Here is a 22,805-nt window from a genome sequence, read left to right as displayed (position 1 = left end):
GGACCCCATGACACAGTTCATCAACAGGAAGGAAGACATCGTCGCCGAGGCTGTGGACGGGTTGATCGCCGCCTCGGGCGGACGGCTCGCGCGGCTCGACGGCTATCCGCATATCCGGGTGATCCTGCGCACCGACTGGGACAGGACCCGGGTGGCGCTGGTCTCGGGCGGCGGGTCGGGGCACGAACCGGCCCACGCCGGGTTCGTCGGCAAGGGGATGCTGACCGCGGCGGTCTGTGGCGACGTCTTCGCCTCGCCCTCGGTCGACGCGGTTCTGGCCGGCATCCTGGCGGTGACGGGGCCTGCGGGCTGCCTGCTGATCGTCAAGAACTATACCGGCGACCGGCTGAACTTCGGCCTTGCGGCGGAACGCGCCCGCGCCTTCGGGCTGAAGGTCAGGATGGTGGTGGTCGACGACGACATCGCGCTGCCCGATCTGCCGCAGGCGCGCGGCGTCGCGGGCACGCTGTTCGTGCACAAGATCGCCGGGGCGCTGGCAGAGAGCGGGGCGGATCTGGACACCGTGACCGCCGCGGCAGACCGGGTGATCGCGGGCACAAAATCGATCGGCATGTCGCTTGATACCTGCACGGTGCCGGGCTCGCCCAAGGAACAGCGCATCCAGAGCGGCAAGGCCGAGCTCGGGCTTGGCATCCATGGCGAGGCCGGGGTGGAGCAGGTCGATTATACCGACGCGCAAAGCGCGATGCGGATGGTGGCAGACAGGTTGGCGGCCCATATGGCGCCCGGCCGGCCGCATGTGGCGATCCTGAACAACCTTGGCGGCACCTCGGTGCTGGAGATGCAGATCCTTGCCCATGAACTGGTGCGCTCGCCGATCGGCGGCCGTCTGAAACATCTGGTCGGGCCGGCATCCCTGATGACCTCGCTCGAAATGCGCGGCTTCTCGGTCTCGGTCTATCCGGCAAGTGCCGAGGATCTGGTCGCACTGGCCGCGCCGACACCGCTCGCTGCCTGGCCCGGCCTGTCGACGCTGGTCCCTGTCGGGGTTGTCGAACTGCCCGACGGGCTGCGGCCGATCCGGCCGGTGCCTTCGGATCATCCGCCGACGCGCGCCTTCCTGACCCGCTGCTGCGAGGTGTTCCTCAAGGCCGAGGCCGATCTGAACGCGCTCGACGCAAAGGCGGGGGATGGCGACACCGGCTCGACGCTTGCCGGTGCCGCGCGGGCGCTGATCGGGGCGATGGACCGGCTGCCGCTGGCCGATCACACGCAGCTTTACCGCGCCATCGGGCTCGAACTGAGCCAGACCATGGGCGGATCCTCCGGCGTGTTGCTGGCGATCTTCTTTGCCGCCACGGGCGATGCGGCCTCGAGCGGCCAGTCGCAGCGCGAGGCGTTCAAGGCCGGGCTTGCCCGGATGCAGGAGATCGGCGGCGCCCGGATGGGTGACCGCACCATGATCGACGCGTTGCTGCCCGCGCTGGAAAAACTGCCCGAGGGCCTGCCCGCGGCGGCGAAGGCCGCCCGCGAGGGCGCAAACCGGACAGCCGGGATGACCCGCGCCAATGCCGGGCGGTCGTCCTATATCAACGCCGAACAATTGCGCGGGCAGGTCGATCCGGGCGCCGAGGCGGTCGCCCGTCTGTTCGAACATCTGTCGGCGTGAGCCTTTGGGGTTGCCTCATGCGGGGCCGGGGGGTGCCCCCCGGCCACCGGCTCTAGGCCTGGGCTTTCGCGTCCCGTCGTTCCAGCAACTCGGCCTCGGGGTGGATCGGGCGATAGATCTCGACCCGGTCGCCATCCTTGACCGTCGCTGTCAGCTTTGCGACCGAGCCGAAGATGCCGACCTTGTTGACGGCAAGATCGATCTCGGGGAATTGCTGCAGCAACCCCGAAAGCTCGATCACCTGCTCGACGCTCGATCCCTCGGGGACCTCGATCTTGATCCAGGCTTGCGCCGATTGCTTGGCATAGGCGACCCCGACATTCATCGCGCTGTCTCTCCTTCGGGCTCGGGCGACAGGACGCCCGCTGCAGTGAAGACCTTGGGAAGCCGGCTGTCAGCCGTGTGGCCCGAGGCGCGCTGGCGCGAATCCACAATGGATTTCAGGGCCAGCAGGAACCCCAGAATGATGAATCCGCCGGGCGGCAGGATCAGCAGCAGGAAGCCGTCGTAATCGGGGATGACCGTGATCTCGAGAAACCCGAGCCGCGGCCCCAGCAGCACCGAGGCATTGGCAAACAGCGTGCCGGACCCCAGGATCTCGCGGCAGGCCCCCACGAACACCAGCGACGCGGTGAACCCGAGCCCCATCATCAGCCCGTCGAACGCCGCCGCCGGCGCCGAGTTGCGCGAGGCAAAGGCCTCGGCCCGGCCGAGGATGGCGCAGTTGGTGACGATCAGCGGGATGAACAGCCCCAGCACCTTGTGCAGATCGTGCAGCCAGGCGTTCAGCGCCATGTCGACCACGGTCACGATACAGGCGATGACCAGCACGAAGGCGGGAATGCGGATCTCGGGCGTGATGGCGTTGCGCACCAGCGAGATCGCGACCCCCGACATCACCAGCACCGCCGCGGTAGCCAGCCCCATGCCAAGCCCGTTGGTCGCGGTCCCGGTGACCGCGAGCAAGGGACAGAGCGCCAGCATCTGGCCGAAGATGATATTGTCGTCCCAAAGGCCGCTGCGGGCGATCTTCGAATAATCTGCGGACATCACTTGGCCTCCGGTGAAGCGGTTGTGTCGGCGGGCGCCGCCAGCAGCGCCGGCTGGTTGCGCCCGAAGAACTCGAGCCCCCTGCGGACGGCACCGACCACGGCACGCGGGGTGATCGTCGCGCCGGAGAACTGGTCAAAGGACCCGCCGTCGCGCTTGACCTTCCAGGCGTCGGGGCCGGGGTTGCCCAGCGACAACCCGGTGAAGCGGAAGATCCAGTCGGATTTCGCCGCCTCGACCTTGTCGCCCAGACCGGGCGTCTCGGCGTGCGACAGAACCCGCACCCCCAGCAGTTGACCGTCCGGATCGACGCCCAGAAGCACCTCGATCCGCCCGCCATAGCCATAGCCGATCATCTCATAGGCGGTGCCGGTGACCTTGCCGCCCTGCAGCGCGCGATAGACCGTCACCGGCCCTTCCTGCGGATCGTCGAGGGTCAGCGGCCCGGCTGTGACCTCGTTGTCGCGGATGTCGTCGGGGATCACCTGCGCCAGCGAGGCATAAAGATCCTCGGTCGCCCGATCCTCGATCGCGCCGCGGGTCAGGTCGTTGACGACGGCCAGCACCAGCGCGGTCAGCAGCGAAAACAGCCCGAGCAGCAGCCCGTGCGCAATCGGCGCGGTGCGGAAGGCGTCGATCCTGCCCCGCAGCCAACCGGGCGATGCGGGATGTTCGGCGGCCTCGGCGACGGCGGAACCCTCGGTCATGGGCGCGCTCCCTTGGCGATCTCGAGCGGCTTGCCCTTGCGGTCGCGCCCGAAGATGCGTGGACGGGTATAGGTGTCGATCAGCGGCGTGCAGGCGTTCATCAGCAAGACCGCAAAGGCTGCGCCCTCGGGGAACGACCCCCAGGTGCGGATGATCACGATCAGGGCCCCGGTGCCGGCGCCATAGATCAGCTGGCCGCGGGCGGAGACCGGCGAGGTGACATAATCGGTCGCGATGAAGAAGGCGCAGAGCATCAGCGCCCCCGAGGTCAGATGCCAGAGCGGCGAGGGGAAGCTTGCCGGATCGGCCCAGTGAAGCGCCCCCGAAAGTGCCGCCGCCGCCCCCAGCACCGCGACCGGAATGTGCCAGGTGATGATGCGCATGGCGATCAGCAGGCAGCCCCCGGCGAGGATCAGGGCGGCACTCGTCTCGCCCAGGCTGCCCGGAACATGGCCATAGAACAGGTCGCGGATCGAGAATGTCTGCGCCATGATCTGGTCGAGCGGCAGCCCGCCGCCAAGCTGTGCACTGACAAAGCCCAGGGTCGAGGCGCTGCTGACCGCGTCGACATCGCCGCCGCCCCCGAAGGTTATCGCCAGCGACTGCCAGAGGTCGGGCGCGCCCGCTGCGCCAAGCGGATCGGGCAGGACCCAGACGGTCATCTGGACCGGCAGCGATATCAGCAGCATGGCACGCGCCACCATCGCGGGATTGAACATGTTCTGCCCGATCCCGCCATAGACCTGCTTGCCGATCACGATGGCGATGAAGGCCCCGACCGTCCCGACCCACCAGGGCGCCCAGGGCGGCAGCGTCATGGCAAGGATCCACCCGGTCAGCACCGCCGAGCCGTCGAGCAGAAAGCGCGCCACCGGACGTTGCGCGACGATCAGGCACACTGCCTCGAACGCCACCGCGCTGAAAATCGTGACCAGAAACAGCAGGATCGCCGGCCAGCCAAACTGATAGAACCCAAGCCCCGTTGCCGGGGCAAGGCACACCGCCACCATGGCCATGGTCTGGGTGACCGAGAACATGGAATGGGCATGAGGCCCGCTTGAGACGACACGAACGGTCATTCCGCAGCCTCCTTCGGGGTCTCTGGCGCGGCCCCGGACGCGGCGGCGGCCTCGGCCTTCTTGCGCTCGGCCATCTCGGCCTTGCGTTTGGCCATGGCCTGACGCTTGGCCTCGGCGATAGCCTCTTGGCGGATATTGCGCGCATCGGCCAGGCGCTTGGTCTCTTCCTGCTGGTGCTTCTGGCTTTGCTTGAAGGCAAGCCGCCCCTTGGCATAGTTGAAGCCCTGCACAAGCTGGATGTTCGACGGGCAGTTGAACGAACAGGAGCCGCAGGCGATACAGTCGAGCAGGCCGATATCGACCGCGCCATCCAGATCGTCGTTCCGGATCCGGGCGTGCATTTCCATCGGCATCAACCCGCAGGGGCAGACCTTGATGCAGCCGCCGCAGCGAATGCAGGGCATCGCCGCCTTCTGGCGGGACTCGGTCTTTTGCAGCGCAAGAATGCCGTTGGTGCCCTTGATCACCGGGACCCGCAGGCTCTGGATCGGCAGGCCCATCATCGGGCCGCCCAGAAGGATGCGTTCGGGCTCGCCCTCGAGCCCGCCGCAATGGTCGATGATCTCGGAGACCGGCGTGCCGATCAGAACCTCGATGTTCGCCGGCCGCTTGATGCCATGGCCCGAGACCGTCAGCACCCGCGAGATCAGCGGCTCGCCATAGCGCACCGCCTTGTGGACCGCATGCGCCGTCGCCGCATTGTGCACGACGACACCAAGTTCGGCGGTCAGCGCGCGCGCCGGGGTCTCAAGGCCCGTCACGGTCTGGACCAGATGTTTCTCGGAGCCCATCGGATAGAGCGTGGGAACCCGCATCACCCGCGCATTCGGCCCGGCGGCCAGGATATGGCGGCGCATCGCCTCGATGGCGTCGGGCTTGTTCGACTCGATGGCGACGATGACCTTCTCGACGCCAAGCGCCTTTGCCATGATCCAGATGCCGTCGGCCACTTCCTCGGCCCGTTCGCGCAGCAGCCGGTCGTCGCAGGTCAGGTAGGGTTCGCATTCGGCGGCGTTGATGATCAGCGTGTGCAGCGGATAGCGTTCGCGCAGGTTCAGCTTGACGGCCGCCGGGAAGGTCGCGCCCCCCATGCCGACGATGCCCGCCTCCATCACCCGCTGGGCGATGTCCTTTGGGTCCGCGTCCTCGGGGCGCAGACGCGGCAGGTGCGGGCCCCAGCGATCCTCGCCATCGGGACGGATCGTGATCGTCGCCACCGGCAGGCCCGAGGGGTGCGGCGCCGTGAAATGCCCCACCGCGATGACCCGCCCCGAGGTCGGCGCATGGACGTTGGCCGAGATCGGCCCGCGCGCCTTGCCGATCAGCTGGCCCTTCAGCACCAGGTCGTCGCGTTTCACCAGCGGCACCGCCTCGGCCCCGATGTGCTGCTGCAGCGGAACCCGGATGATGCTGGGCATCGGCATCTTTTCGATCGGGCTTTTTGCCGACAGGTATTTGTTGGTCTCGGGGTGGATGCCGCCGCGGATCGAGAACATGTCCGCGCCGCGTCTGAGAGAAGAGAGGGAAAACAGTTTCATCGCGCGGCGTCCTTATGCGGCGGGCTCGAAGTGTTCTTCGGGTTTCGGCCAGTACCAGTTGCGAAGGGTGCGAGGTTTGCTGCGCATGATGATCGCCTCGGTCGGGCAGACCTCGACACAGGCATCGCAGCCGATGCAGGCATCGAAGATGACGCTGTGGATCTGCTTGGCCGCGCCGATGATCGCGTCGGTCGGGCAGCGTTTGTAGCACTTGGTGCAGCCGGTGCAGTGGTCTTCGAAGATGAAGGCCGCCATTGGCCCGGCGTCTTCCTGACCGGCAAGATCGGCGCCGCCCGCGTGACAGCTGGGACCCGCGATCTCGACCAGCTTCAGCGCCACTTCGCGCCCGCCGGGGGGGCAGACGGTCGCCACGGCCGAGCCGTCGGCCACCGCTTCGGCCGCGGCATGACAGCCGGCGAACCCGCACTGGCCGCAGTTGGTGCCCGGAAGCGCCGCCTCGATCTCGTCGACGATGGGCGGGGTTTCGACATGGAACTTGCGCGCTGCAACCCCGAGCACGATACCCAACCCGACCCCCAGCGCGGACATCGTTGCGATGGCTTCAATCATGGGAGGTCTCCGATCCGATCAGTTCGCGACGAGGCCGGCAAAGCCCATGAACGCCATGGACAGAAGGCCGGCCGTGATGAAGGCGATGGGCGGCCCCGAGAACGGGACCGGAACGGCAAGTCGGGCGATCCGCTCGCGCATCCCGGCAAAGATGACGAGGACCATGGTGAAGCCCGCGGCCGATCCGAAGCCATAAAGCAGGCTTTCCGCGAAGGAGTGCTGTTCCTGAACGTTCAGCAACGCGACCCCGAGCACCGCGCAGTTGGTGGTGATCAGCGGCAGATAGATGCCAAGCGCGCGGTAGAGACCGGGCGAGGCCTTGCGAATGAAGGCCTCGGTGAATTGCACGATCGCCGCGATCACCAGGATGAAGCTGAGGATGCGCAGGAATTCCAGATGCAGCGGGACGAGGATCAGCGCCTCGACCGCCCAGCTTGCCGCCGCCGCAAGCGTCAGCACGAAGGTGGTGGCAAAGCCCATGCCGATTGCGGCCTCGATCTTCTTCGACACCCCCATGAACGGGCAAAGTCCGAGGAACTTCACCAGCACGACGTTGTTCACCAGCGCGGTTCCCAACAATATGACGAGGTATTCTTCCATTCTCTTGCTCCGCGGGCGCAGCCTCTGTCCGGGTCTCTGGCGCCTGCCGCCTGGCAGCGCCGGGATGCGGCGGCTCTGATTGGGGTTGAAGCAAGCGCCGTGCCAATTGGCACCGCAGGTGGTTCCCGTTGCAGGCGCAGCTCCGCTCACCGAGGAATCCGGCCGCCATTTCATCGCCCGACCGCCCCGCCGACGCCGCAGATCCGTGGAATGCGCGCGATCCCTGGCCAAGGCCCGCATCGCCCCGACCGCTGTCGACAGCGCAGGCACCGGCCCTCAACGTCGTCTTTGCGACAATTGTCGGCCCCATGTCGGACGCGGCGCCGCGGGCTGCGACCGCGCAAAGACGGCCCTGGCGCAGCCACACGCCATCCCGGCTTCGCATTTTCTGCGATCCCAGTCGCGCCGTTGGCGGAAATCCCCGGGAACCTGCCCCTCGCCCAGCTTGGCACGATCCTTGCTGAATGTGTTGTCGCGAGCCTGCCGGCCAGACACCTGACTTCGGGTCCGCTCTGGCCAGCCGACCCAAGCAGAGGGAATTCGATTTGCCACCTTTCCAGGCTTCCGGCCTTCACATGCAGGGCGGATCACAGCCGCCGGAGGCGATCCGGCCGGTCGAGGTTGCCGACCGCGTGCAGTGGATCGGCGCGCTGGACCCGCATCTGCGCAATTTCGACATCATCCTGCGGACGGCGAACGGCACCAGCTATAATTCCTATGCCGTGCGCGGCAGCAGCGGCGTTGCGATCATCGACACGGTCAAGCAGGAGTTCACAGACCCTTTCCTGCGCCGCCTCGAGGCCGTCACGCGCTATGACGAGATCACGACCCTTGTCCTCAACCATCTGGAGCCTGATCACACCGGCGCGGTGCCGGAATTGCTGCGTCGGGCACCGCATGTCGAAATCTGCGTGTCACCGCGCGGGGTGCAGGTTCTGCGCGCCCTGCTGAAGGACGATTTCGACAGCTATACGGTCAGGGTGGTGCGGACCGGCGACACGGTCTCGCTCGGCGATCGCAGGCTGCGGTTCCTGACCACACCCTATGTGCACTGGCCCGACACCCAGTGCACCTATCTGGAAGAACAGCAGTTGCTGTTCACCTGCGATCTGATGGGCTGCCATTTCTGCGACGAACGGCTGTTCAACGATTGCGTCGGCGATTTCCGGTTCTCGTTCGAATATTATTTCGAACACATCATGCGGCCCTTCAAACGCTATGTGATCGAGGCGCTCGATCTGATCGAGCCGCTCGACATCGCGATGATCGCGCCAAGCCACGGGCCGATCCTGCGTTCGCATCCGCGGGAATACATCACCCACTATCGCCGCCTGGTGAAGACCCGGCTGGCAAGCGAAGTGGGCAATCAGAAAACGCTGCTGATCTTCTATGTCAGCGCCTATGGCGCGACCTCGCAGATGGCCTATGCGGTCTATGCCGGTGCCGCCGAAAACCCCGGGGTCCGGGTCTCGCTGTTCGATCTGCAGGTCGGCGAGGTGACGCCCTTCGTGGATCTGATCGAGGAAGCGGACGCACTGGCCTTTGGCACGCCGACGATCAACGGCGACGCGGTCAAGACCGTGTGGGATCTGCTCGCCGGCCTCGTCGACATCGACACCAAGGGCAAGCTTGGCGCCGCCTTCGGCTCCTATGGCTGGACCGGCGAGGCGGTGCCGATGGTCGAGGCGCGGATGCAGGGGATGAAGATGCGGGTGCCGGAAAAAGGCATCAAGATCAAGCTGCACCCGACCGAGGATGAGCTGGAGGACTGCCGCGCCTTTGGCCGCCGTCTGGCCGCCCATCTGACCGGAGAGGTCGCAGCGCGCGAGATTGACATATCCGACCTGCTGTGACGGCACCGGCCATCGGTTTCGCCCAGCCTGTCAGACCAGAAGAGCTGCCGGTTGAACTCGAAAGGACACCGAAATGGCCCATGCAAAACTGACCTTCGCCGACGTCGCCCTGACCGTGAACGTCCCGTCGGGAACCCGCATCATCGAAATCTCCGAGAAGGTCGGCGCCGGCATCACCTATGGCTGCCGCGAGGGCGAATGCGGCACCTGCCTGACCCATGTGATCGAGGGCGGCGAGAACCTGTCCGAACCCTCGGTCCTGGAACAGCGGGTGCTGAAGGAAAACCTCGCCGGGCGCAACGACCGGCTGGCCTGCCAGTGCCAGGTGCTGGGCGGCGAAATCAAGGTTCGCCCGGCCTGACGGGGCGCTGCGACAGCAGTTGGCACGATCCTTGCTAGATCAATGGTGCGCAACTGCCTTGCCCGTGGCCTTGCCGGCCACGGGATGACTACCACGGAAAGGAAGACACCATGGCAATGCAAATCGTATCGGATCTCTGCACCTCTTGCGGCGATTGCGAACCCGTCTGCCCCACCAACGCGATCACCCCGAAAAAGGGTGTGTTCTACATCGACCCCGCGGTCTGCACCGAATGCGAAGGCGACCACGACATGCCGCAATGCCTGAACGTGTGCATGGAAGACGGATGCATCATTCCGGCAGCGTGACCGCGGCAAAGGACGCCCTCTGCGGCGACCGGATGTCCGAGCCCGAGTGTCCCCGCACAGGCGGGGACCTGTCGGACCGCAACGACGCCATGCGCCAGACCCTCAGGGTCACGGCGCTTGGCGACGGCTATGTCGAGCTGGAAGGCGACCGCGCCGCGGGCTGCGCCAGCTGTGCCTCGCGTTCGAGCTGCGGCTCGGGGGCGCTGGCCGAGCTGATCGGTGGCAAACAACACCTGCGACTGCGCCAGACCCTGCCGCTGTCGGTCGGGGACGAGGTCGTGGTCGCGATGGAAAGCAGCGCGTTTCTGGGTGCGATGACGCGCGCCTATCTGGTGCCGCCGGCGGCTCTTTGCGTCGTTGCGGCCGTGTCGGCATCGCTTGGCCTGTCCGATGTGGCGACGGCCTTGCTCTGTGTGCCCGCCCTTGCGCTGTCCGCGCTGCCGCTTGTCCGTGCCGACCGCCGGGAACGCGCCGGATCGGCGCTGCGGATCGAGGGGCTGGCCAACCCGGGGCCCGGATCGGGCCGCGGCTGATGGCCGGTCGCGCGGGCACCCGTCTGCGGCTGTCGCTGGTCGCGTTCTGCCTTGCCGCGATTGCGGCGCTGGCGGGGGTGCTTCGGGCCGAAAACCGCGATCCGGTGCATTCCGAAACGCTTTATGTCTTTGGCACCCTGGTCGAGGTCGTCATTTACGGCGAACCCCCGCAAAAGGCCGAGGCCGCGACTGCCGAGCTTGGCCGCATGTTCCAGAGCTTTCACCGCGACTGGCACGCCTGGCGGCCGGGCGAACTGGGGCGGCTGAACGATGCCATCGCCAGCGGCACCTCGCTTCCGGTCGATGACGAACTGGCGGCCGTGCTGCGTCAGGGGCAGGCGTTGTCGTTGCAAAGCGGCGGCCTGTTCGACCCTGCGATCGGCAAGCTGATCGGGCTGTGGGGGTTTCACGACGACGTGCCGCCCTCGGGTCCGCTGCCAGACAGGGAGGCCATCGCGCGGCTTGCCGCCGCACAGCCGCGGATGGCCGACCTGCGGTTCGACGGCAACATCGTGTCGTCGCGCAATCCGGCGGTTCAGCTCGATCTCGGCGGCTTTGCCAAGGGATCGGCGCTCGATCTTGCCGCCGCGACGCTTTCACGGCGTGGCATCCGCAATGCGGTTCTGAACGCGGGGGGCGACGTTCTGGTGATCGGCACCCATGGCGCGCGCGAATGGCGGGTGGCGATCCGCGATCCCTTCGGCTGGGGGGCTGTGGCCGCACTCTCGGTCCATCCCGGAGAGGCTGTCTTCACCTCGGGCAACTACGAACGCTTCCTCGAACAGGACGGCGTGCGGTTTTCCCATATCATCGACCCGCGCAGCGGCTGGCCGGTGACCGATATCGTGTCGGCAACCGTGCTCGACACCAACGGCGCGCGGGCCGATGCGGCCGCAACCGCGCTGTGCGTGGCCGGCCCGGACGGCATGGCCGCGACGGCGCGCGCGATGGGCGCGGATGCGGTGCTGCTGATCGACCGCAACGGAACTTTCTATGCCACGCCCGCCATGGCCGCGCGCCTTCAGGCCGCTTCGGATGCGGGCGAGGAGCGGCCGCTGCCGCAGATGGTCATCGTCCCGCTGCAAGGCGATGCCGCGATCAACTGATCGTCCTGTTTGGCACATTGTCCTGTCTGCTACACGACAATCCCGTCGCCTGCCGGCGCAGGTGGCGGGTCAGGGTATTTCCCGGCCTGCCGCGACTACGCCGGTCCTGGCACAAAGTTTGCTGCAGGAAAGCAGGGGCAGGCCGTGCCCTCCGTGCCGCGATCCTGGGCGGCCCGGCAACAGCGGCCCGCCGTCGATCCAAACGCACCGGCCCATGAGGTTTCCATGCAGCGTCCGAACCGTCGCCGTTTCCTCCGCAGCGCCCTGGCAGGAACCGCAACCCTTGCCGCCGCCAGCCTGTTCCCGAAACCCGGCTCGGCCGAGCCCTGCCTTGTCATCGGCGGCGGCCCGGCCGGGGTCAGCGCCGCGCTGGCGCTCCGGGCGGCACGGCCCGGCCTGCCGGTCACGCTGGTCGAACGCGATCCGACCCGTCTGGCGGCGCCCGCGGCGGAGATTGCCGCATTCCTGCGGCCGGCGCCGCCTGCCGACGTCGCGGACCTCGCGGCCGCGGGCGTCAGCGTCGTTCTGGACGACGTGACCGAGGTCGATTGGGCATCCCGCCGCCTGGGGCTGTTCAGCGGCCGCCGGATCGCCTTTGGCTCGCTGGTGATGGCACCGGGCGTTGCCCCGCGGGACGAGGCGATTGCGGGCTATGACGCCATCGCCCGGCATGTCTGGCCCGCCGCCTGGGGCAGTCCGCGCGAAGCGCGCCGTCTGTCGGGCCAGCTTGCCGCAATGGCAGATGACGGCCACGTGGTCCTGCGCCTGCCCGAAGGGGCGGGGGGCCACCCGGCGGTCGCAGCCGAGCGCGCCCTGACCATCGCCGATTTCCTGCACCGAACCCGGCCCTCGGCCCGCCTGACCGTCCTTGACGCCGCACCCGATTCCGAGGCGGCGCGGATCTTTGCCGCACGCCTGCCAGTGGGGGGCGCCGCCGCCCGGGTCGACTGGCGCAACGCTGCCGCGGGCGGCCGGGTGTTTGCCGTCGATGCCAGCCGCGGGATACTGGAAACGGGTGCCGGGACGCTTCGTGCCGATGTGGTCAATTTCGTCGTGCCGCAGGGTGCGGCAGCGGTGGCGCGGCTCGCCGGGCTGGTCGATGACAGCGGCTGGTGCCCCTGCGACGCCGGCGCGCGGTCGCTTTTGAACCCCGACGCCATCGTCATCGGCGATGTCCGCCGCAACGCAACCCGCGATCTGCCCGGCGCGCTGGCCCAAGGCACCCTCGGCGCCCGCGCCGTTCTGGCCTCCTGAGGCATCGCAGGTCGCGGTCAGATACGCTCGCCCGCCGCCGGGTTTGGCGCCGTGCTTGACCTGATGGCCAGTTCATAGGGCAGCACGACCTTCGGCACCGGCGCGCTGGCGCGGGTTGCCGGATCGAGCGCCATGCGCTCCAGCAGCATCTGCGCCGCGATCAGGCCGATCCGGCGCCGCGGTTGATGCACGGTGCTGAGCGGCGGCACGAAATGCGCCGCAATCCCCAGATCGTCGAACCCCATGACCGAGACCGACGCCGGCACCGAGACGCCGCGCTGATAGAGCGCGCCGATGAACCCCATGGCCATCTCGTCACTGGCACAGAAGACCGCGCTGGGGCGGTCGCCGGCATCAAGCCACAGCGCCGCCGCCCGCGCGCCCGACGGCAGGGTGAAGTCGCCGGGAAAGATCCAGTCGGCGCGCAGGCTCAGCCCTGCCTCCGCCAGCGCCGCGCGGGTGCCATTGAGCCGCGCACGGGTCAGCACGTTCTCGGGCGGGCCGCAGACGAACCCGATGTCGCGATGCCCCAGATCGAGCAGATGCCGGACAGCCGCCGCCGCCGCCGCGGTATTGTCGATCGTCACCATCGGGCGTTCGATGCTGTCGATCCATTCGCAGGCAAAGACCATCGGCGGGCGCACCTCGGGCGGGCCGCGATTGAGCAGCAACTCGCGGTTCAGCATCCCGTCGAGAACGATCAGCCCGTCGGTCTGGTTGTGGCTGAAATATTCCGGAAAGCGGTGATCGTCGAGCGCGGTCGGCGTCGTGTCCGAGATCAGCACGTTGTAACCGGCCTCGGACATGACCTCGGCCACGCCGGACAGGATCCGGGCGAAGAACGGGTTCGAAATGTTCGGCACCAGCACCGCAATCGCCCCGGTGCGGCGGCGGCGCAGCGACCGCGCGGCCTGGTTCACGGTGTACCCGGTGTCGTGGATCGCCCGGATCACCGCCGCCCGGGTCGTCTCGCTGACCTTGTCGGGATGGGTCAGCGTGCGGCTGACCGTGGCCGTCGAAACGCCGGCGACACGTGCAACATCGCGGATCGAGGGGGCGCGGTGGGTCATCGGCGTGGGGCTTTCCCGGTGTGAGTGCGAAGGTCGTGGACATTGCTGCGGTGCGGCTGGAATTCAACCCTTGTAAACGATTACATGCCACGTAAGATGCAAATGTAAAGCAATACATGGACGATTCGCAAAAGGACCGGGGGCAGCACCAAGACCGCCGGCAGGGAGGATGCGATGAAGACGATCAAGGGTCCGGCGCTGTTTCTTGCACAGTTCGCCGGCGATGCGGCGCCGTTCGACACCTGGGACGGGATCACCCGCTGGGCTGCCGATTGCGGCTACAAGGGCGTGCAGGTGCCTTCCTGGGACAGCCGGCTGATCGACCTCGAAAAGGCCGCCGCAAGCAAGGATTACTGCGACGAGATGAAGGGCGTGGCCGAGGCGAACGGCGTCGCGGTGACGGAATTGTCGACCCATCTGCAGGGCCAGCTGGTGGCGGTCCACCCGGCCTATGACGACTGGGTCGACGGCTTTGCCGCGCCCGAGGTTCGTGGCAAGCCCGCCGCGCGGCAGGAATGGGCCACAGATCAGGTGAAGAAGGCGCTGACCGCGTCACGCCATCTGGGCATCGCCGGGCATGTCACCTTCTCGGGCGGGCTGCTGTGGCCGTTCCTCTATCCGTTCCCGCAGCGCCCCGAAGGTCTGGTCGAGACCGGGTTTGACGAACTGGCGCGGCGCTGGCGCCCGATCCTCGATCACGCCGACGAGTGCGGCGTCGATGTCTGCTATGAGATCCATCCGATGGAGGATCTGCACGACGGCGTCACCTTCGAGATGTTCCTCGAACGGCTGGACGGCCACCCGCGCTGCAACATGCTGTATGACCCCAGCCATTATGTGCTGCAGTGCCTCGATTATCTGGACAATATCGACATCTACAAGGACCGGATCAAGATGTTCCACGTCAAGGATGCCGAGTTCAATCCGACCGGCCGGCAGGGGGTCTATGGCGGCTATCAGCCCTGGGTCGACCGGGCGGGTCGGTTCCGCAGCCTCGGCGACGGGCAGGTCGATTTCGGCGCGATCTTCTCGAAGATGGCGGCGAACGATTTCGACGGCTGGGCCGTGGTCGAATGGGAATGCTGCCTGAAACACCCCGAGGACGGCGCGCGCGAGGGTGCGGCCTTTGTGCGCGACCACATCATCCGGGTGACTGAAACCGCGTTCGACGATTTCGCCGGCGGCGGCAGCGACGAGGCGGCCAACCGGGCCATGCTGGGGATCGGAGGCTGACATGGCAGAACGCATCAGGTTGGGCATGGTCGGCGGCGGCAAGGATGCCTTCATCGGCGCCGTGCACCGGATCGCGGCCCGCATCGACGGCGAGTATGATCTTGTTGCGGGGGCGCTGAGTTCGACCCCGGAAAAGGCCCGCGACAGCGGCGCGACGCTGGGGCTGGCACCCGACCGCTGCTATGGCGATTTCCGCGAAATGGCGATCCGCGAGGCACGGCTGAAGGACGGGATCGAGGCCGTGGCCATCGTCACCCCGAACCATCTGCATTATCCGGCGGCGCGCGAGTTCCTCAAACGCGGCATCCATGTGATCTGCGACAAGCCGCTGACCTCGACCCTGCCCGACGCCCGCAAGCTGGCGAAGCTCGCCGCGGACAGCGACGCGCTGTTCGTTCTGACCCACAATTACACCGGCTATCCGATGGTGCGGCAGGCGCGCGAGATGGTGGCGCAGGGCGAGCTTGGCCAGATCCGCGTCGTGCAGGTCGAATACCCGCAGGACTGGCTGACCGAGGCGGTCGAGACGACCGGCACCAACAAGCAGTCCGAATGGCGCACCGATCCGGCACGCTCCGGGGCGGGCGGCGCCATCGGCGACATCGGCACCCATGCCTTCAACCTTGCCTGCTTTGTCACCGGGCTGACGCTCGACCAGCTTTCGGCCGACATGCAAAGCTTTGTCGAAGGCCGGCGGGTCGACGACAACTGCCATGTGATGCTGCGCTTCAAGGGCGGCGCCCGCGGGATGCTGTGGGCAAGCCAGGTCGCGCCCGGCAACGAGAACGGGCTGAAGATCCGGGTCTATGGCACCCAGGGCGGGCTTGAATGGGCGCAGGAGGATCCGAACCGGCTGTGGTACACGCCGTTTGGCGAACCGAAGCGCCTGCTGACCCGCGGCGGCGCCGGCGCGCGCGCGGTCGCGGCGCGGGTCAGCCGCACGCCCGGCGGCCACCCCGAGGGCTATCTTGAAGGCTTCGCCAACATCTATGCCGAGGCGGCCCGCGCGATCCGGGCCAGACAGGCGGGCACCCCGGTTCCGGCCGACGTGATCTATCCGACCGTGCAGGACGGGCTGCTGGGCGTCGCCTTTGTCGATGCCTGCGTGCGCTCCTCGGCCAAGGGCGCGGCCTGGGTCGGTCTGGCGTGAGACGATCATGGCGGGCGTGACGGCAGCGGCTGTGCAGGGCACGGCACCGGCGGTCCCGGCGCTGGCCCTGCGCGGCGTCGACCGCTCCTTTGGCCCGGTCACGGTGCTGCAGGACCTGACGCTGGAGCTGTTCCCGGGCGAGGTTCACGCGCTGATCGGCGAGAACGGCGCCGGCAAGTCGACCTCGATGAAGATCATGTCGGGCTATCTGGCGCCGACCGCGGGCACGGTCGAGGTCGATGGCCGCCCGGTGCGCTTTGCCGACAGCCGCGAGGCCGAGGCGCAGGGCGTGGTGTTGATCCATCAGGAATTCAACCTCGCCCAACTCCTGAGCGTGGAGCAGAACATCTTTCTCGGCCACGAGTTGAAGCGCGGCTGGCGGCTCGACCACGGCGCGATGCGGGCACGGGTGCGCGAGTTGCTCGACCAGTTGCAGACCCCGCTTGACCCGCGCGACAAGGTGGCGGCGATCTCGGTGCCCGAAAAGCAGATGGTCGAGATCGCCAAGGCGCTGGCGCGCGAGGCGCGGGTGCTGATCATGGACGAACCCACGGCCGCCCTGACCACCCGCGAGACCGAGGTACTGTTTGCCCAGATCGCCCGGCTGAAGGCCAAGGGGGTCGCGATCCTTTATACCTCGCACAAGCTCGACGAGGTGGCGGCCATCGCCGACCGGATCACGGTGCTGCGCGACGGCCGTCAGGTGGTGACGACGACGGGCGGCGCGATGACCGAGGATCAGATGGCCGAGGCCATGGTCGGGCGCGAGCTGTCCGACATGTTCCCCGCCAAACGCCCCGCCGACACCGCCGGCGCGGTGCTGGAGGTGCGCGGATTCTCGGTCGAGGATGTGGTCCGGGACGCAAGCTTCACCCTGAGGCGGGGCGAGATCCTGGGCTTTGCCGGGCTGGTCGGGTCCGGCCGCACCGAGCTGATGGAGGGGCTGATCGGCATCCGGCCCACCCGCGGCGAGATGCGGATCAACGGCGCGCCGGTGCACATCGGATCGGTCGCGGCGGCGCGGCGCGCGGGGCTCGTCTATCTGCCCGAGGATCGCAAGGAACACGGGCTGATCCTGACCCAAGGGATGCGGCCGAACCTGACGCTTCTGGCCTTGCCGCGGTTCGGCAGGCGGCTGCTCGACCGGGCGGCGGAAGAGGCCGCGCTGACCCGCGCCATCGAGGAATTCGACATTCGCGCGCCGCGGCGCGACGTGCTGGTCGGCAACCTGTCGGGCGGCAACCAGCAAAAGCTGCTGCTGGCCAAGACCATGCTGGCCGAGCCGCAGATCGTGATCATCGACGAGCCGACCCGCGGCATCGACGTCGGCACCAAGCAGCAATTCTATGGCTTCATCCACGGCCTGATCGACGCCGGCCATTCGGTGATCGTCGTCTCCTCCGAGATGACCGAGGTCATCGGGCTGGCAAGCCGGGTGCTGGTGATGCGCAATGGCCGGATCGCGGGCGAAGTGCGCGGCGCCGAGGTCAACGAGGACGCGATCGTCCGGCTGGCGATGGGACTGGAGGGAGCGGAGAATGGCTGAGACCTTGGCACAGAGAGAACCGGGCAGGGCGGCGGCGCGGATCGATCTGCAGACGCTCGGGCCGATCCTGGCGCTGATCGCGCTGATCGTCATCGGCACGCTGCTCAATCCCGATTTTCTGGCCTCGCGGAACATCACCAACGTGCTGTCGCGCTCGGCCTTCATCGGCATCATCGCGGTCGGCATGACCTTTGTCATCACCGCGGGCGGGCTCGATCTGTCGGTCGGGTCGATGACGGCCTTCATCTCCGGCGTCATGATCCTGCTCATGAACGCGCTGATCCCCGCCATGGGCCCCAGTCTGGGGGTCATTCTGGTCGGCATGGCGGCAGGTCTGGCGCTTGGCGCGGTCCTCGGTGCGGTGAACGGCCTGCTGATCACCCGGATGCGGATCGAGGCCTTCATCGTCACCCTGGGCTCGATGGTGATCTTCCGCTCGCTTGTCACCTGGCTGGCCGATGGCGGCACGATCTCGCTCAACTTCGGCGTCGCGAGCCTGTTCGAGCCGGTCTATTATGGCGGGCTGTTCGGCATCCGCTGGCCGATCATCGTGTTTGCGGTCGTGGCGCTGCTGGGCGAGATCGCGATGCGCCACACGGCCTTCGGGCGGCATTGCGCAGCGATTGGCAGCAACGAACAGGTGGCGCGGTTCTCGGCCGTCGATGTGAACCGGGTCCGGCTGATGACCTATGTGCTGCTGGGGTTGCTGGTGGGGCTGGCCTCGGTGCTCTATGTGCCGCGGCTTGGCTCGGCATCGAATTCGACCGGCGTGCTGTGGGAGCTTGAGACCATCGCCGCGGTCATCATCGGCGGCACGCTGCTGAAAGGCGGCTTCGGCCGGGTCTGGGGCACCGTCATCGGCGTGCTGATCCTTGGCCTCATCGACAATATCCTGAACCTCACGGATCTGGTCAGCCCCTATCTGAACGGCGCGATCCAGGGCGTGATCATCATCCTGGCCGTTGTGTTGCAACGGGCCCGGAAATCGACCCGCTGACCGGAGGAGGGTCGGGCGGAGCAATTCAATGGGAGGAAGAAAATGAAGATGACGAAATTCCTTGCCGCGACCGCGGTCGCGCTGGCGCTGGCGGCCCCCGCCTTCGCGCAGGACAAGGTGGTGATCGGGGTATCGATCCCGGCCGCGACCCATGGCTGGGCGGGGGGCATGAATTTCCATGCCGAACAGGCCATTGCGCGGCTCGAGGCGACCTATCCGCAGCTCGATTTCGTGCTGGCCACCGCAAGCGACCCGTCCAAACAGGTCAATGACATCGAAGACATGATGGCGACCCGCAATATCGACGCGCTGGTCGTGCTGCCGTTCGAATCCGAGCCGCTGACCGCGCCGGTGAAACGCGTGAAGGACAGCGGCGCCTGGGTCACGGTGATCGACCGCGGCTTGTCCGAGGACGGGATCGAGGATCTCTACGTGGCGGGCGACAACCCGGGCTTTGGCCGGGTCGCGGGCGAGTTCTTTGTCCAGCAGATGCCCGAGGGCGGCAAGATCGTCGTGCTGCGCGGCATCCCGACCACCATCGACAACGAGCGGGTCGAAGGATTTCAGGCCGCCATCGAGGGTTCGGGGATCGAGATCCTCGGGATGGAGCATGGCAACTGGAACCGGGACGATGCCTTCAAGGTGATGCAGGACTTCCTGTCCAAGTATCCGCAGATCGACGGGGTCTGGGCCTCGGACGACGACATGGCGGTGGGCGTGCTGGCCGCGATCAAGGAATCGGGGCGCAACGACGAGATGTGGGTGCTGGGCGGCGCCGGCATGAAGGAGATGATCGCGCGGGTGCGGGACGGCGACGCGATGATCAAGGCCGACGTGACCTATCCCCCGGCGATGAGCGCGACGGCAATCGAGCTGACGGCGCTGAACTATGTCTCGAACGCGCCGGTGTCGGGCAAGTTCGTCATCGGCTCGGTCCTGATCACCGGGGATAACGCCGAAAAGTTCTATTACCCCGACAGCCCGTTCTGAGCCTTGGATGAAGAAACGCCCGGTGCCTTGCAGCACCGGGCGTCCACCTTGCGATCCGCTGCGGGTCGGCTCAGGCCGCCTGCACCGGGGTTTTCGACTGTGCGCCCGGGTCGCGTTCCAGCAGCTCGCGCTGCGCGTCCCCCCAGGCACGGATGTCATAGGCCGCGACCTGCGTGCGCAGCCGCTCCATCCGCCCGGCACGCTCCTCGGGGGCCATTTCAAGCGCATGTGCGATGGCCTGATCCATGGCCCGGTGCGAGAACGGGTTGGTGGTGATCGAGGCGTCAAGCTCGACCGCAGCACCGGCGAATTCCGACAGCACCAGCACCCCGTCGCAGTCGACCCGGGCGGCGATGTATTCCTTGCAGACCAGGTTCATCCCGTCGGCAATCGGCGTGATCCAGGCCACATCGGCGGCGCGGTAATAGGCGATCAGCTGATCGAACGGCACCGCGCGCGACATCAGCGCCACGGGCTGCCAATGGAACGTGCCGAAGCGGCCGTTGATGCGGCCTGCGACGCTTTCGATCTCGGACTGGATCTCGGCATAGGCCTCCATGTTGCGATTGGCGCTGACCGAGACATGCATCAGCCGCACCTTGCCGCGCAGATCGGGCCGCGATTCGAGCAGCCGTTCATAGCTTTCCAGCTGCTGCGCGCCGCCCTTGGTATAATCGGTGCGCCCGACCGACAGGATCAGTTGCGCATCACCCAGCTCGTCGCGGATCTCCTGCATCCGCGCCAGCGTCTCGGGCTTGCGCGCGCATTCCTCGATATAGCCGACATCGACCCCGACCGGGGTGGCCGCGACCGTGACCTTGTGGCCATCGTGCAAAAGCCCGGTGACCATCGAGCGTTCGGTCAGCGCGGTGCCTTCGTTGATCAGCGCGTCCTCGACCCGCATCCGGCCGGTGGTCTCGACATCGAACAGGCTGCGCGCGACCGACACGAAATTGGCGGCATAGCGGGGGATGTGGAATCCGACCACGTCGCAGGCCAGCAGGCTTTGCACGATCTCGCGCCGCCAGGGCAGCATGTTGAACATGTCGGCCGAAGGGAACGGCGTGTGGTGGAAGAACGAGATCTTCACATCGGGGCGCAGCTGACGCAGATAGCCCGGCACGAGCCAGAGGTTATAATCGTGCACCCAGACCGTGGCGCCCGGCGCCGCCTCGGCCGCCGCGGCCTCGGCAAAGGCCCAGTTCACTTCGCGAAAGTTCGGCCAGTCGACCGGGTCATAATTGTACCGCTCGCGGAAGCTGTGCAGGATCGGCCAGAACGCTTCCTTCGACGTGACCATGTAGAACTCGCGCACCTGATGCGCGGTCAGCGGCAGGCGCGAGACGGTATAACGCCCGAAGGCATCCTGAATCTCGATGTGGCGTTCGAACCCGGGGTTCGAGGGATCGTCGGCCTGTTTCCAGGCAATCCATGCGCCGTGGTCGACGTCAGCGAAAAAGCTGCGCAAAGTTGGCACGATGCCGTTCGGGCTCGTGTTTTCGCGCAGCCGGATAGAGCCGTCTTCTTCCTCGACTTCTTCATAGGGCTGACGGTGATAGACGATCACCAGGTCAGAGCGCTGATGGTCGTCGTCTTTGGTATCAATGGTTCTCGGGGTCATGGGTTGTCCTTTGAATCTTGTGAATTTTCTGGATGTATCTGATATCGCGTCGTTTTCGCCCGGCGTCAGTGCAGCCCGAAGGTCGCGATCGCCTCGTGAATGCCGGCCGCGCCGACGCCTTCGGCGACGTGGACGTGGGGCAGGTGCCCGACCTCGTCGAGCAGGCGCTTTTCGGCGCCGCCCACCGCGACGGCAGGCACGCCAAGCGCCAGCATCGACAGATCGTTGAGCGTGTCGCCCGCCGCCAGCACGCGGGTTTCCACCAGCCCGAGATGGTCGATCAGCCGCCGCAGCGACGGCCCTTTCGAAATCCCGGCGGGCAGCACGTCAAAGAACCGGTTGTCCGAGATCAGCACGTCGAAGCCCATCGCCTCGACCGTCGCCTTTGCGGTGGGGTCAAGATCGTCAGGGTCGAGGTCATAGCTGAGCCGATAGCGGAACTCGGTCGGTTGCAGCCGCAGCCCCGCGCGGCCGTCGAGCGCCGCGCGCACCCGCGCCGCGCTGCTGTCCCAGGTCAGGGCGATTTCCTCTTCGAGCACCGCAATCGGTTCGATCTCACCCTCGGACGTGATCCGCGCAATGGTCGTGCCGACATCGCCGATCACGTAGTCGGGCCAGGGCACGTCGCCGCCGCCGCAGAGATCGCGAATGAACGCAGGGTCGCGCCCGGTGACAAAGATCAGCCCGACCGTCTGGCGGTTGGCCTCGATCCAGTCGTACAGCCGGCGACGATCGCCGTCGCTGCCACCAAGGAACGTCCCGTCAAGGTCGGTTGCCAGCACCATGCGGCGCCCGGCAAGCGGTGCGGCGTGAAGCGCCGGCGGGGTGAAACCAGTGGGCTCAGGGCGGGTCGGGGTCTGCTGTGCTTGCGTCATAGGGTCTTTCTGAAGGTCTTTCTGTTCGGTTGTGGTTCGGATCGCGGGGCGCGATGCCGATGTGGCGGATAGCTTGGTCGGGCAAGGCCCGTCGGTCATGCAATGGCCTAACTTACGGGTTCTGCGTCATCAGGAGCGGATCACGTCCTCGATACGGTCTCTGGCGGTCGCCGGCTCAGGCCGGTTTGCGCGGGCCGGCAAAGAACCAGATGATGAATCCCAGAAGCGGCAGCAGGATCACCAGCAGGATCCAGAGCACCTTGGCCCCGGTTCCGGTCCGCGACCCGGCGATAGAGATGATCGCCCAGATGTCGAGGGCCAGCAGAATGATCCCGAAGAACCCGGAAAGATTGAACATGCGGTCTCCATTTTGTCGCTTGGTCGAATGGTCGAACTCCTGCCTGTCTCAACGCGGCACCAGGCGTTTTGTTCCCTGATACCCTTGCAATCTGCGCTTCGTGGTCGTCCGCCACATGAAGTTTGCCCCTTGATCGGACGGCTTCCCCGGCAGCTTCGTGCCCCCCGGGAAGGGATATGGAGGTTTCGCCCCAGGCCGCGCTGCCCGGCGAAATGCGCGCCAGGGATCGTTCGGCCGAACGCGCCGCGTCACCGCGGCTGTTGCCCGCGATACGACGGCGCAGGCAGATGGGACGTTTCCCGACGGAGGACGTCAAAGGTCCGCCGGGCCGCGGGCTGTGGCACAGATTGACCAACGTTATCGCCCGCTCGGCGTT

Annotated in this window: 23 protein-coding genes; 12 read left to right on the top strand and 11 right to left on the bottom strand. The window is 66.9% G+C overall.

Going from position 1 to position 22,805, the window contains the following annotated elements:
• Nucleotides 1-7: 7 nt before the first annotated feature.
• On the top strand, nt 8-1,630 hold the full coding sequence (locus tag DQG17_RS19760; protein WP_116134595.1) for a dihydroxyacetone kinase subunit DhaK: 1,623 nt from the start codon (nt 8-10) through the stop codon (nt 1,628-1,630).
• 52 nt (nt 1,631-1,682) lie between these two features.
• Here DQG17_RS19760 and DQG17_RS19755 read toward each other — a convergent pair whose 3' ends face one another.
• The 7 genes from DQG17_RS19755 to rsxA are packed head-to-tail and all read right to left on the bottom strand — an operon-like array spanning nt 1,683 to nt 7,174.
• Nucleotides 1,683-1,955 carry an RnfH family protein gene (locus tag DQG17_RS19755; protein WP_116134594.1) on the bottom strand — a complete coding sequence of 91 codons (273 nt, stop codon included), beginning with the start codon at nt 1,953-1,955 and terminating at the stop codon, nt 1,683-1,685.
• Complete coding sequence (locus tag DQG17_RS19750) at nt 1,952-2,680, bottom strand: electron transport complex subunit E (RefSeq protein WP_116134593.1); 729 nt, start codon at nt 2,678-2,680, stop codon at nt 1,952-1,954. The genes DQG17_RS19755 and DQG17_RS19750 overlap by 4 nt, the downstream gene beginning before the upstream one ends.
• Nucleotides 2,680-3,387 carry an electron transport complex subunit RsxG gene (rsxG, locus tag DQG17_RS19745; protein WP_116134592.1) on the bottom strand — a complete coding sequence of 236 codons (708 nt, stop codon included), beginning with the start codon at nt 3,385-3,387 and terminating at the stop codon, nt 2,680-2,682. The genes DQG17_RS19750 and rsxG overlap by 1 nt, the downstream gene beginning before the upstream one ends.
• Nucleotides 3,384-4,466, bottom strand: coding sequence for an RnfABCDGE type electron transport complex subunit D (locus DQG17_RS19740; protein WP_116134591.1), 1,083 nt, complete (start codon nt 4,464-4,466; stop codon nt 3,384-3,386). Before DQG17_RS19740 ends, rsxG begins: the two co-directional genes overlap by 4 nt.
• Nucleotides 4,463-6,004, bottom strand: a complete 1,542-nt coding sequence (rsxC, locus tag DQG17_RS19735) for an electron transport complex subunit RsxC (RefSeq protein ID WP_116134590.1) — start codon at nt 6,002-6,004, stop codon at nt 4,463-4,465. Before rsxC ends, DQG17_RS19740 begins: the two co-directional genes overlap by 4 nt.
• Before the next feature lie 12 nt (nt 6,005-6,016).
• Entirely contained in the window at nt 6,017-6,574 is a 558-nt protein-coding gene (locus DQG17_RS19730; protein ID WP_116134589.1) for an RnfABCDGE type electron transport complex subunit B, read from the bottom strand.
• 18 nt (nt 6,575-6,592) lie between these two features.
• A complete protein-coding gene (gene rsxA, locus DQG17_RS19725; protein ID WP_116134588.1) occupies nt 6,593-7,174 on the bottom strand; it encodes an electron transport complex subunit RsxA in 582 nt (193 codons plus the stop codon).
• Nucleotides 7,175-7,749: 575 nt separating this feature from the next.
• Here rsxA and DQG17_RS19720 point away from each other — a divergent pair.
• The 6 genes from DQG17_RS19720 to DQG17_RS19695 all read left to right on the top strand — a co-directional run bounded on the left by DQG17_RS19720 (nt 7,750) and on the right by DQG17_RS19695 (nt 12,589).
• Nucleotides 7,750-9,027, top strand: coding sequence for an FprA family A-type flavoprotein (locus DQG17_RS19720; RefSeq protein ID WP_116134587.1), 1,278 nt, complete (start codon nt 7,750-7,752; stop codon nt 9,025-9,027).
• Between the two features lie 73 nt (nt 9,028-9,100).
• Nucleotides 9,101-9,388, top strand: a complete 288-nt coding sequence (locus tag DQG17_RS19715; protein ID WP_116134586.1) for a 2Fe-2S iron-sulfur cluster-binding protein — start codon at nt 9,101-9,103, stop codon at nt 9,386-9,388.
• 53 nt (nt 9,389-9,441) lie between these two features.
• Nucleotides 9,442-9,696, top strand: a complete 255-nt coding sequence (locus DQG17_RS19710; protein ID WP_116134585.1) for a 4Fe-4S binding protein — start codon at nt 9,442-9,444, stop codon at nt 9,694-9,696.
• Entirely contained in the window at nt 9,675-10,229 is a 555-nt protein-coding gene (locus DQG17_RS19705; protein ID WP_157973694.1) for a SoxR reducing system RseC family protein, read from the top strand. Before DQG17_RS19710 ends, DQG17_RS19705 begins: the two co-directional genes overlap by 22 nt.
• Nucleotides 10,229-11,335 (top strand): FAD:protein FMN transferase, encoded by a 1,107-nt coding sequence (locus tag DQG17_RS19700; protein ID WP_116134583.1) that lies wholly within the window; start codon nt 10,229-10,231, stop codon nt 11,333-11,335. Before DQG17_RS19705 ends, DQG17_RS19700 begins: the two co-directional genes overlap by 1 nt.
• Nucleotides 11,336-11,560: 225 nt before the next feature.
• Complete coding sequence (locus DQG17_RS19695; RefSeq protein ID WP_116134582.1) at nt 11,561-12,589, top strand: FAD-dependent oxidoreductase; 1,029 nt, start codon at nt 11,561-11,563, stop codon at nt 12,587-12,589.
• Between the two features lie 17 nt (nt 12,590-12,606).
• Here the strand turns inward: DQG17_RS19695 and DQG17_RS19690 are convergent, their stop codons facing one another.
• Nucleotides 12,607-13,659, bottom strand: a complete 1,053-nt coding sequence (locus DQG17_RS19690) for a LacI family DNA-binding transcriptional regulator (RefSeq protein WP_116134581.1) — start codon at nt 13,657-13,659, stop codon at nt 12,607-12,609.
• A gap of 174 nt (nt 13,660-13,833) precedes the next feature.
• Here DQG17_RS19690 and DQG17_RS19685 point away from each other — a divergent pair, with 174 nt between their 5' ends.
• The 5 genes from DQG17_RS19685 to DQG17_RS19665 are packed head-to-tail and all read left to right on the top strand — an operon-like array spanning nt 13,834 to nt 19,575.
• Nucleotides 13,834-14,892 carry a sugar phosphate isomerase/epimerase gene (locus tag DQG17_RS19685; RefSeq protein ID WP_116134580.1) on the top strand — a complete coding sequence of 353 codons (1,059 nt, stop codon included), beginning with the start codon at nt 13,834-13,836 and terminating at the stop codon, nt 14,890-14,892.
• A gap of 1 nt (nt 14,893) precedes the next feature.
• Nucleotides 14,894-16,042, top strand: coding sequence for a Gfo/Idh/MocA family protein (locus DQG17_RS19680; RefSeq protein WP_116134579.1), 1,149 nt, complete (start codon nt 14,894-14,896; stop codon nt 16,040-16,042).
• 7 nt (nt 16,043-16,049) lie between these two features.
• Entirely contained in the window at nt 16,050-17,588 is a 1,539-nt protein-coding gene (locus DQG17_RS19675; RefSeq protein WP_116134578.1) for a sugar ABC transporter ATP-binding protein, read from the top strand.
• Nucleotides 17,581-18,585 (top strand): ABC transporter permease, encoded by a 1,005-nt coding sequence (locus DQG17_RS19670; RefSeq protein ID WP_116134577.1) that lies wholly within the window; start codon nt 17,581-17,583, stop codon nt 18,583-18,585. The genes DQG17_RS19675 and DQG17_RS19670 overlap by 8 nt, the downstream gene beginning before the upstream one ends.
• Nucleotides 18,586-18,627: 42 nt before the next feature.
• On the top strand, nt 18,628-19,575 hold the full coding sequence (locus tag DQG17_RS19665) for an ABC transporter substrate-binding protein (protein ID WP_116134576.1): 948 nt from the start codon (nt 18,628-18,630) through the stop codon (nt 19,573-19,575).
• A gap of 70 nt (nt 19,576-19,645) precedes the next feature.
• Here DQG17_RS19665 and ggpS read toward each other — a convergent pair whose 3' ends face one another.
• The 3 genes from ggpS to DQG17_RS19650 all read right to left on the bottom strand — a co-directional run bounded on the left by ggpS (nt 19,646) and on the right by DQG17_RS19650 (nt 22,429).
• Nucleotides 19,646-21,196 carry a glucosylglycerol-phosphate synthase gene (ggpS, locus tag DQG17_RS19660; protein ID WP_116134575.1) on the bottom strand — a complete coding sequence of 517 codons (1,551 nt, stop codon included), beginning with the start codon at nt 21,194-21,196 and terminating at the stop codon, nt 19,646-19,648.
• A 65-nt stretch (nt 21,197-21,261) separates the two neighbouring features.
• Nucleotides 21,262-21,981: an HAD-IIB family hydrolase gene (locus DQG17_RS19655; RefSeq protein WP_232829517.1), complete on the bottom strand. Its 720-nt coding sequence runs from the start codon at nt 21,979-21,981 to the stop codon at nt 21,262-21,264.
• Between the two features lie 265 nt (nt 21,982-22,246).
• On the bottom strand, nt 22,247-22,429 hold the full coding sequence (locus tag DQG17_RS19650; RefSeq protein ID WP_116134573.1) for a PLDc N-terminal domain-containing protein: 183 nt from the start codon (nt 22,427-22,429) through the stop codon (nt 22,247-22,249).
• Nucleotides 22,430-22,805: the final 376 nt, after the last annotated feature.

Origin of the sequence: Tropicimonas sp. IMCC34043 (assembly GCF_003390845.1) — a bacterium.
Taxonomy (GTDB): domain Bacteria; phylum Pseudomonadota; class Alphaproteobacteria; order Rhodobacterales; family Rhodobacteraceae; genus Tropicimonas.
Note: the sequence above shows the minus strand (reverse complement) of the source record. Positions and strands in the feature narration are given on the sequence as shown.